Source organism: Acidovorax sp. KPB24-07, assembly GCF_057543315.1.
The window spans coordinates 1-10139 of sequence record NZ_BAAJYS010000131.1 but is presented as its reverse complement, the minus strand read 5'-3'; the positions used below and the strand labels follow the sequence as shown (position 1 = coordinate 10139).

11 protein-coding genes are annotated in these 10139 nt (G+C 68.7%); 7 read left to right on the top strand and 4 right to left on the bottom strand.

Translation table 11 applies throughout. The annotated features are described in order from the left end of the window. The 4 genes from AC27IQ_RS14120 to AC27IQ_RS14105 form a co-directional block, all read right to left on the bottom strand. Positions 1-462: anti-sigma regulatory factor (locus tag AC27IQ_RS14120; protein ID WP_487089838.1), on the bottom strand; the 462-nt coding region annotated here is incomplete at its 3' end. Continuing rightward, positions 453-857: an anti-sigma regulatory factor gene (locus AC27IQ_RS14115; RefSeq protein WP_272563946.1), complete on the bottom strand. Its 405-nt coding sequence runs from the start codon at positions 855-857 to the stop codon at positions 453-455. The genes AC27IQ_RS14120 and AC27IQ_RS14115, both read right to left, overlap by 10 nt. Then, positions 847-1221: an STAS domain-containing protein gene (locus AC27IQ_RS14110; protein WP_284409314.1), complete on the bottom strand. Its 375-nt coding sequence runs from the start codon at positions 1219-1221 to the stop codon at positions 847-849. The genes AC27IQ_RS14115 and AC27IQ_RS14110 overlap by 11 nt, the downstream gene beginning before the upstream one ends. A 13-nt stretch (positions 1222-1234) precedes the next feature. Then, entirely contained in the window at positions 1235-2077 is an 843-nt protein-coding gene (locus AC27IQ_RS14105; protein WP_487089837.1) for an STAS domain-containing protein, read from the bottom strand. Between the two features lie 572 nt (positions 2078-2649). Here AC27IQ_RS14105 and AC27IQ_RS14100 point away from each other — a divergent pair. The 7 genes from AC27IQ_RS14100 to AC27IQ_RS14070 all read left to right on the top strand — a co-directional run. Beyond that, on the top strand, positions 2650-3615 hold the full coding sequence (locus tag AC27IQ_RS14100; protein WP_272563943.1) for an ABC transporter substrate-binding protein: 966 nt from the start codon (positions 2650-2652) through the stop codon (positions 3613-3615). A gap of 20 nt (positions 3616-3635) precedes the next feature. Then, a complete protein-coding gene (locus AC27IQ_RS14095; RefSeq protein WP_487089836.1) occupies positions 3636-4514 on the top strand; it encodes an ABC transporter permease in 879 nt (292 codons plus the stop codon). Continuing rightward, positions 4511-5296 carry an ABC transporter ATP-binding protein gene (locus AC27IQ_RS14090; protein WP_487089835.1) on the top strand — a complete coding sequence of 262 codons (786 nt, stop codon included), beginning with the start codon at positions 4511-4513 and terminating at the stop codon, positions 5294-5296. The genes AC27IQ_RS14095 and AC27IQ_RS14090 overlap by 4 nt, the downstream gene beginning before the upstream one ends. A gap of 23 nt (positions 5297-5319) precedes the next feature. Beyond that, positions 5320-6105 carry a histidine utilization transcriptional repressor HutC gene (gene hutC, locus AC27IQ_RS14085; RefSeq protein ID WP_284401831.1) on the top strand — a complete coding sequence of 262 codons (786 nt, stop codon included), beginning with the start codon at positions 5320-5322 and terminating at the stop codon, positions 6103-6105. Between the two features lie 64 nt (positions 6106-6169). Continuing rightward, positions 6170-7756, top strand: a complete 1587-nt coding sequence (gene hutH / locus AC27IQ_RS14080; protein WP_487089834.1) for a histidine ammonia-lyase — start codon at positions 6170-6172, stop codon at positions 7754-7756. Between the two features lie 13 nt (positions 7757-7769). Then, positions 7770-9500 (top strand): urocanate hydratase, encoded by a 1731-nt coding sequence (gene hutU / locus AC27IQ_RS14075; RefSeq protein WP_487089833.1) that lies wholly within the window; start codon positions 7770-7772, stop codon positions 9498-9500. A gap of 123 nt (positions 9501-9623) precedes the next feature. Continuing rightward, positions 9624-10139 (top strand): IclR family transcriptional regulator (locus AC27IQ_RS14070; protein WP_487089832.1); only part of this gene is annotated, 516 nt, incomplete at its 3' end.

The window sequence follows — 10139 nt, the reverse complement described above, 5'->3', positions numbered from 1 at the left end:
GGCTGGCGCATCGCCGGCCTCGCGGTGCTGGCGCACGCGGGCCACGCACACCGTGCCCTGCGGTACGGAGGAGTGGATGTCGAAGTCGTCCGCCAGCCGCCGGACCGCGCCCAGCCCGGCGCCCTGCGTGCCGCCGGTGGAGTAGCCGTCGCGCATGGACAGCGGCAGGTCCTGGATGCCTGGCCCGTGGTCGATGGCAATCACCTCCACCAGGCCGAGCGCCGGCACGGCCGCGATCAGCAAGCGGCCTTCGCGGGCGTGCAGGTGCAGGTTGTTGGCCAGCTCGGTCACCACGATGGACAGGCGCCCGCTGTCGGTGTCGCCCCATTCCATCTCGGCGCTCGCGTGGGCGGCGAAGCGCCGGGCTTCGCCCACGCAGCTGGTGTCGCCCATCGCGAAGGCCGTGTGCGTCCATCCCATCAGCAACTGGGGGGCGTTGCCCGTGGGGGCGGCTACTTCCATTTGGTGATGCTCACGCGGGTCCCTTCGCCGGGGGCCGTGTGGATGTCGAACTCATTGACCAGGCGCCGGCTGCCCGGCAGTCCCAGGCCCATGCCGCCGCCCGAGGTCCAGCCGTCGGTCAGGGCGAGCTTCAGGTCGGAAATGCCCGGCCCCTCGTCTTCGAAATGCAGTTGCAGGCCATGGCGGCCCTGCCGCTCCAGCGTTTCCCAGCGCATGCGGCCGCCGCCACCGTGCACCAGCGTGTTGCGCGACAGCTCGCTGGCCGCCGTGATGAGTTTCGTCTGGTCCACCAGCGAGAATTTCAGCTGAGTGCACAGGACGCGGACCGTCTGCCGGCAGGCGACGATGTGCTGCTCCGACGCGATCGGCAACGTGCCGGCGGGATCAGCGGACAAGGGATGGCTCCTGGCGGATGCGCTCCAGCAATTGCATTCCGCGCTCCACGTTGAGTGCGGTGCGAACGCCTTCCAGGGACAGGCCCAGTTCCACCAGGGTGATGGCCACGGCGGGCTGCATGCCCACCACCACCGTGTGGGCCGAGAGAATGCGCGCGATGCCGGAGATGCTGCTCAGCATGCGCCCGACGAACGAGTCCACGATTTCCAGGCCCGAGATGTCGATCATGACGCCGGTGGCGCCCGTCTTGGCGATGCGGTCGGCCAGGTCGTCCTGCAGCTGCATGGCGGTGCGGTCCTGCATGTCCACCTGGATGGTGACCAGCAGGGTTTCGCCCATGCGAAGAATGGGAATGCGGTCCATGGGGTGCTCCGGATCAGGCGGCGCGCGTGATGCGCCAGCCGGTTTTCTGCAGCGCCAGCGACAGCGCGTCCGCCAGATTGGCACGCGTGTAGATGCCTTGCAGGTCGATGCCCAGGTGCACGATGGTCTGTGCGATCTGCGGGCGGATGCCGCTGATGATGCAGTCCGCGCCCATGAGCCGGATGGCCGCCACGGTCTTGAGCAGATGCTGCGCGACCAGCGTGTCCACGGTAGGCACCCCGGTGATGTCGATGATGGCGAGTTCCGATTCGGTCTCCAGGATGCGCTGCAGCAGCGTTTCCATGACCACCTGCGTGCGGTTGCTGTCCAGGACGCCGATCATGGGGACGGCCAGCACGCCGTCCCAGAACTTCACCACGGGCGTGGACAGCTCCAGCAGCTCTTCCTGCTGGCGGCGGATGATGTCCTCGCGCGCCTGCTGGAAGGTGTTGGCCGTGCGCTGCGCCAGCTGGTCGACCAGCGCCGTGGCGGACCACAGGGCCGGAACCAGGTCGGCGGCGGCGGGCACCGTCTGCTGCAGCAGCGTGAAGAGGGGCTTTTTCATGGCTTGGACGAACACGCTGGTGTCGCCCGCCGTCTGGCCGCGCGAGGCGCGCGAGCGCGAAAGCGCTTCGAGCGCCTCGTTCATGCCTTGCCAGGCCGGACCATTGGGGCCTTGCGCGTCGCCGCCAGCCTGCAGCGCGCTGCGCAGCAGCTGCAGCAGTTCGCGCGCCTGCGCCGCCGTGGCGCGCTGGTGGGTGGGATCTTGGGCGCCTGCCTCGGCCAGCCACTCATCCAGGATGGCGGATTCGTGGGTTTCCAGAAGGGAAAGAAGGGCCGGGTGTTGCTGCTTCATGGCAGGGCGCTTTTCTAGATAAAAACAAATTCTAACGGGCGGGGCTGCACCGCCACGCGGGCTTGCCCTGCGCGGGCACCGGGCTTGTACCTACTTTCCGCGGGGCCGCGCCTGGGACGCACAGCGCTGGGGCAGTCGGTGGGGTGGCGATGCGCGGGCCGCACCAGTCCGGGCCGTCGATGCGGGTCGCCGCCCGTTGCCGCACCGGGGGCTCCAGTGGCGGTGTGCCACCAAAGATAGAGGCTTTTGGATCGAAAAAGGGCCGTTGCCGGGATATTTCCTGCCTTTGATGCTATGAAAATAATAGCATTGGCCGCAATGCCAGCGGAACGGGTCGCCACCGCGCCGGCCGGGCCCCGATCTTGCAAGCCCACCCGTCACCCGGACCGGCGCGAGAAATCGCCCGCCTCCGGGGCTCCCGCCCGGTGGGAATGTGTGTGTGCAAATGGGGCCCTGTGCGTAGTAACCCTGTATAGACAGGCCTGTCGCACCGCCATCATTCCGGGCGTCGGAGCAATGCGGCGCGTGCCTTCCAGGTGCGCGACTCGATCTTTTCTTGTGAGGAGCAGATGATGGGCCGATCGGTTTTGAAAATGGTGTCGCTGGCGGTGGCGGGCGTTTGTGTGGCGGGGCTGTCCCTGCAGGCCCAGGCGCAGAACGTGAAGATTGCGCTGGGCATGTCGGGCTGGACGGGCTTCGCGCCGCTCACGCTGGCCGACAAGGCGGGCATTTTCAAGAAGAACGGCCTGGATGTGGAACTCAAGATGATTCCGCAGAAAGACCGCCACCTGGCCCTGGCCTCCGAGGCGATCCAGTGCGCGGCCACCACGGTGGAAACGCATGTGGCCTGGAACGCCAACGGCGTGCCCATCGTGCAGATCTTCCAGATGGACAAGTCCTACGGCGCCGACGGCCTGGCCGTGCGCAACGACGTGAAGGGCTTCGCCGACCTCAAGGGCAAGACCATCGGCGTGAGCGCGCCGGGCACCGCGCCGTACTTCGGCCTGGCCTGGATGCTGAACAAGAACGGCATGACGCTCAAGGACGTGAAGACCGTCTCGCTCGAACCCCAGCCCGCTGCGCAGGCCTTCGTGTCCGGCCAGAACGATGCCGCGATGACCTACGAGCCCTACCTGTCCACCGTGCGCGCCAACCCGCAGGCCGGCAAGATCCTGGCCACCACCATCGACTACCCCATGGTGATGGACACCGTGGGCTGCGCGCCCACCTGGCTCAAGGCCAACGCCAAGGCGGCGCAAGCCCTGGCCAACTCGTATTTCGAGGCGCTGGAGATGATCAAGGCGGACCCCGCCAAGGCCAACGAGATCATGGGCTCGGCCGTCAAGCAAAGCGGCGAGCAGTTCGCCAAGTCGTCGGCCTACCTGCGCTGGCAGGACAAGGCGGCCAACCAGAAGTTCTTCGCCGGCGAGCTGATGCAGTTCATGAAGGAGTCGGTGCCCATCCTGCTGGAGGCTGGCGTGATCCGCAAGGCGCCTGAAAAACTCGAGGCCACCTTCGACGCCAGCTTCATCCAGTGATGGCACGGGAGCCTGCCACCATGCCCGCCACGACTGCCGCCCGCCACCCTGCCGCAGGGCCGTCCCCCAGCGCCCCCGCCGCGCTTCGGGCGGGGCCTGCCCCTGATCCCGTTCGCCGCCGCGCCATGGCGCCGCTCGAGCCCGTCAGCCCACGAGTCCGCTGGGTGCTGGGCCTGGCGTTCTTCGTGGTGTTCATCGCCGTGTGGTCGTTCTTCACGCTGGGCGGCGTCGTGTCGCCCACGTTCCTGGCCAGTCCGACCACCATGCTCAAGGAGGGCGGCCTGCTGTTCACAGAGTACGGCTTTCACAAGGACATCGGCATGACGGTGTGGCGCGTGCTCGGCGGCTTCCTGCTGGCGGCTGTCGTCGCGGTGCCGCTGGGCATCGCCATGGGCGCCTGGAAGCCGGTGGAGGCGTTCTTCGAGCCCTTCGTGTCGTTCTGCCGCTACCTGCCGGCCTCGGCCTTCATCCCGCTGCTCATCCTGTGGGCGGGCATCGGCGAGGCGCAGAAGCTGCTCGTCATCTTCATCGGCTCGGTGTTCCAGATCACGCTGATGGTGGCCGTGACCGTGGGCGGCGCGCGGCGCGACCTGGTCGAGGCGGCTTACACGCTGGGCGCGGGCAACACGGGCATCGTGCGCCGCGTGCTCATTCCCGGCGCGGCGCCCGGCATTGCCGAAACGCTGCGCCTGGTGCTGGGCTGGGCCTGGACCTACGTGATCGTGGCCGAGCTGATCGGCTCGTCGTCAGGCATCGGCCACATGATCACCGACAGCCAGGCGCTGCTGAACACGGGGCAGATCATCTTCGGCATCATCGTGATCGGCGTCATCGGGCTGGTGTCCGACTTCGCCTTCAAGGCGGCCAACCGCCGCCTCTTCGCCTGGAGCACGCTATGACCGCACCGATGCTTTCCGTTCGCGGCGTATCGCGCACCTTCGCCGGTGCGCGCGGCCAGGCCACCCAGGCGCTGCTGCCGGTGGATTTCGAGGTGCGCGAGAACGACTTCGTCACCATCCTCGGGCCGTCCGGCTGCGGCAAATCGACGCTGCTGCGCATCGTGGCGGGGCTGGACTTTCCCACCGCGGGCGAGGTGCTGCTGGACGGCCAGCGCATCGACGGCCCCGGCGCCGACCGCGGCATGGTGTTCCAGAGCTACACGCTGTTTCCGTGGCTGACCATCGAGCAGAACATCCGCTTCGGCCTGCGCGAGCGCGGCATGCCCGAGACGCAGCAAAAGGAGAGGGCGGCGTACTTCATCGCCAAGGTGGGCCTGCGCGGCTTCGAGCAGCACTATCCCAAGCAGCTGTCGGGCGGCATGCAGCAACGCACGGCCATTGCCCGGGCCCTCGCCAACGACCCCAAGATCCTTCTCATGGACGAACCCTTCGGCGCGCTCGACAACCAGACCCGCGTGCTCATGCAGGAGCTGCTGCTGGGCATCTGGGAGGCCGAGCGCAAGACGGTGATGTTCGTCACCCACGACATCGACGAGGCGATCTTCATGGCCAACCGCGTGGCGGTGTTCAGCGCCCGGCCGGGCCGCATCAAGACCGAGCTGGCGGTGGACCTGCCGCACCCGCGGCGCTACCGCGTGAAGACCTCGCCCGAGTTCATGGACCTGAAGGCGCGGCTGACCGAGGAGATCCGCGCCGAGTCCATGGCGGCGGACCTGCATTGAGCCGCTCCAAGAAACCCGCCGACATGAACGCCGCCGCCCTCCGTGCCAACGCCGAAGCCGAGTCCGCTGCCGCGGCGCCGGTGGAGCCCGCGCTGGCGCTGTACCAACAGGTCAAGGAGTTCATCGCCCGCAAGATCCAGGACGGCTCCTGGCGCGCGGGCGACCGGCTGCCCTCCGAGAGCGAGCTGGTGCTGCAGTTCGGCATGTCGCGCATGACCGTCAACCGCGCGCTGCGCGAGCTGTCCGAGCAGGGCCGCATCGTGCGCGTGGCCGGGGTGGGCAGCTTCGTGGCGGAGGACAAGCCGCAGTCCACGCTGCTGCAGATCGCCAACCTGGCCAGCGAGATCCGCCAACGCGGGCACGACTACCGCTGCGACGTGCTCACGGTGGAGCGCGTGTCGGCCTCGATGGAGGTGGCCGCGGCGCTGGACCTGCGCACGGGCGAGTCGGTGTTCCATGCCGTGTGCGTGCACCGCGAGGACGGCGTGGCCGTGCAGCTGGAAGACCGTTATGTGAACCCCCGCGTGGTGCCCACCTTCGCGCAGCAGGACTTCACGCAGCTGCAGCCCTCGGAATTCCTGGTGCGCAATGTGCCGTTCGACCAGGTGGAGCACGTGGTCGATGCCGTGCTGCCCACGCCGGAGCAGGCGCAGCTGCTGGGCATGGAGCCCGCCCAGCCGTGCCTGCTGCTCACCCGCCGCACCTGGAGCCGCGGCGTGCCGGTGACCCTGGTGCGCTGCCTGCACCCCGCCTCGCGCTACCGTCTGGGCAGCCGCTTCCGGGCCGACGGCAATCCGGTGTTCGGATAGCGGGCCGCTGCTTTCATTGGCTTCCTTTTCGCTCGAACCTACTTGTATATACAGGATGAACTTGATGACCGATTCCTCCCCTGAAACCCTGGTGCTGCACCCTGGCCGCGTCACGCTGGGCGAACTGCGGCGCTTGAGCGCGGGCGGCGTGCGCCTGTCGCTCGACCCGGCCGCGCAGGCTGGCATGCAGGCCTCGCTGGCCACGGTGCAGCGCATCGTCGAAGAAGACCAGGTGGTCTATGGCATCAACACCGGCTTCGGCAAGCTCGCCAGCACGAAGATCGCGCACGGCCGGCTGGCCGAACTGCAGCGCAACCTGGTGCTGTCGCACAGCGTGGGCACCGGCGATCCGCTGCCCGACCCGGTGGTGCGCGTGGTGCTGGCCACCAAGGCGGTGAGCCTGGCGCGCGGCCACTCCGGCGTGCGGCCCGCCATCGTCGATGCGCTGCTGGCCCTGGCCAATGCCGACGTGCTGCCCGTGATTCCGGCCAAGGGCTCGGTCGGCGCCTCGGGCGACCTGGCACCGCTGGCCCACCTGGCCTGCGTGCTGATCGGCGAGGGCCAGGCCAAGGTGCAGGGCCGCACGGTGCCGGGCCGCGAGGCCATGGCCGCCATCGGTTGCGAGCCGTTCGTCCTCGGCCCCAAGGAAGGGCTGGCGTTGCTGAACGGCACGCAGGTGTCCACGGCCCTCGCGCTGGCCGGGCTGTTCGGCGCCGAGAGCGTGTTCGCGGCCGGGCTGGTGTCGGGCGCGCTGTCGCTCGAAGCCATCAAGGGCTCGGTCAAGCCGTTCGATGCGCGCATCCACGAAGCGCGCGGCCAGCCGGGGCAGATCGCCGTGGCGGCCGCCGTGCGTGCGCTGCTGGAGGGTAGCGAGATCGATCCGTCGCACCCGCACTGCGGGCGCGTGCAGGACCCGTATTCGATCCGCTGCGTGCCGCAGGTGATGGGCGCGTGCCTCGATAACCTGCAGCATGCCGCGCGCGTACTGCAGATCGAGGCCAATGCCGCCTCGGACAACCCGCTGGTGTTCTCCGAAACGGGCGACGTGATCTCGGGCGGCAACTTCCACGCCGAGCCGGTGGCCTTCGCTGCCGACATCATCGCGCTGGCGGTGGCCGAGATCGGCGCCATCTCCGAGCGGCGCCTGGCGCTGCTGCTGGACACCGGCCTGTCGGGCCTGCCGGCCTTCCTCATCCGCGACAGCGGCGTGAACTCAGGCTTCATGATCGCGCAGGTCACGGCCGCGGCGCTGGCGTCCGAGAACAAGTCGCTGGCCCACCCGGGCAGCGTGGACAGCCTGCCCACCTCGGCCAACCAGGAAGACCATGTGTCCATGGCCACCTACGCCGCGCGGCGCCTGACCGACATGGTGCGCAACACGGCGGTGGTGGTCGGCATCGAGGCCATGGCCGCCACCCAGGGCATCGACTTCGACCGCGTGCCCGCAGCGGGCGCCGCTGCCACCCCGTGGCTGAAAAGCTCGCCGCTCATCGAAGCGCAGATCGCCGCCATCCGCGCGCGCGTTGCCTTCCTGGAGCAGGACCGCTTTCTCGCCACCGACATCGAGGCCATGCGCGGCTGGGCCCAGGAATCCGCCTGGCCCGCGCCCGTGACCGCCCACCTGCCCAGCTTCGTTTCCCAGATTTCGTGAAGGAGCCTTTGCCATGAACGCCAACGACGCCATCCTCTCCACCGCCGCAGCCCCGCTCGCCGACCCCCGCCATGACCCCACGCGCGTGATCCGCGCCCCGCGCGGCAACCAGCTGAACTGCAAGAACTGGTTGGCCGAGGCCGCCTACCGCATGATCCAGAACAACCTGGATGCCGAGGTGGCCGAGCGCCCGCAGGATCTGGTGGTCTACGGGGGCATCGGCCGCGCCGCGCGCGACTGGGCCTGCTACGACCAGATCCTGTCGTCGCTCAAGGTGCTGGAGGCCGACGAAACCCTGCTGATCCAGTCCGGCAAGCCGGTGGGCGTGTTCAAGACGCACGAGAACGCGCCGCGCGTGCTGCTGGCCAACTCCAACCTGGTGCCGAAGTGGGGCACCTGGGAACACTTCAACGAACTGGACCGCAAGGGCCTGTTCATGTACGGCCAGATGACGGCCGGCAGCTGGATCTACATTGGCAGCCAGGGCATCGTGCAGGGCACGTTCGAGACCTTCGTCGAAGCCGGCCGCCAGCACTACGACAACGACCTCTCCGGCAAGTGGATCCTCACGGCGGGCTTGGGGGGCATGGGCGGCGCGCAGCCCCTGGCCGCCACGCTGGCCGGCGCCGTGTCGCTCAATATCGAGTGCCAGCAAAGCAGCATCGACTTTCGCCTGCGCACGCGCTACGTGGACAAGCAGGCGCGCGACATCGACCATGCGCTGGAGTTGATCCGGCAGCACTGCGACGCGAAGGAGGCCGTCTCCATCGCACTGCTGGGCAACGCGGCTGAGGTGCTGCCCGAACTGGTGCGCCGCGCGAAGGCGGGCGGTTGCAAGCCCGACCTGGTGACAGACCAGACCTCCGCCCACGACCTGATCCACGGCTACCTGCCCGCCGGCTGGACGGTGCCGCAATGGCAGGCCGCGATGAAGGACCCGGCGCAGCATGCCGCCCTGACGAAGGCCGCCGCCCAGTCGTGCGCGGTGCACGTGCAGGCCATGCTGGACTTCCAGGCCATGGGCATTCCCACGGTGGACTACGGCAACAACATCCGCCAGGTGGCGTTCGACGAGGGGGTGAAGAACGCCTTCGACTTCCCCGGCTTCGTGCCCGCCTACATCCGCCCGCTGTTCTGCGAGGGCAAGGGCCCGTTCCGCTGGGTGGCGCTGTCGGGCGACCCGGAGGACATCTACAAGACCGATGCCAAGATCAAGGAGCTGTTCCCCGACAACCACCACACGCACCGCTGGCTGGACATGGCGCGCGAGCGGATCGCCTTCCAGGGCCTGCCCGCGCGCATCTGCTGGCTGGGCCTGGGCGAGCGCCACAAGGCGGCGCTGGCCTTCAACGAAATGGTCAAGAGCGGCGAACTAAAGGCGCCCATCGTCATCGGCCGCGACCACCTGGACACCGGTTCGGTGGCCAGCCCCAACCGCGAGACCGAGGCCATGAAGGACGGCACCGACGCGGTGAGCGACTGGCCGCTGCTGAACGCGCTGCTCAACACGGCGGGCGGCGCCACGTGGGTGAGCCTGCACCACGGCGGTGGCGTGGGCATGGGCTACTCGCAGCATGCCGGCGTGGTCATCGTGGCCGACGGCACCGATGAGGCGGCCGCGCGCCTGGGCCGCGTGCTGTGGAACGACCCGGCCTCGGGCGTGATGCGGCATGCCGACGCGGGCTACGACATCGCGGTGGCCACCGCACGCAGGCAGGGCCTGAACCTTCCCATGGTGCGCTGAGGCCTCCGCAGGGCCGCCGGAAAACGGAATTTCGGCATTCCGCGAGAAAAAAGGAGAACCCCATTCCCAATGGCCGGGAATGGGGGCGTGTGCTCCCGGGCCGCTTCCTTCGATACTGAACGCATGACCCGAAGTGCATTGCCCAGCGCCGTTGCGACGTCCGACCGAGTGCTCCAGGTGCTGGCCGTGCTGGCCCAGCAGGGCAGGGCGATGGCCGCGACCGAGCTCATGGAGCACACCGGCATGGCGCGCAGCACGCTGTACCGCCAGCTCGCGCGCTTGAAGCGCTGGGGCTTCGTGCTGGAAAGCGATGGCGGCTATGCGCCGGGCCCTTTGAGCCTTCAGCTGGCCCTCGGCTTCGACCTGGCTTCGCACCTGGTGCGGCAGGCGCGCCCCGGCATGGTGGAGCTGTCGCAGCAGTCGCAGGAAAGCGTCGGCCTGATCGTCGCGGTGAACGACCAGGCCATCTGCCTGGACATGGTGGAAAGCCACCATTCGCTGCGCTGCTCGTTCGAAAAGGGTCGCAGCGTGCCGCTGCGCACGGGCGCCTCGGCCAAGTGCGTGCTGGCCCATCTGCCGCCCGCCGCGCGCGATGCGGTGCTCGACAGCCAGTGGGGCACGGGCACGCCCGAGCGCGAG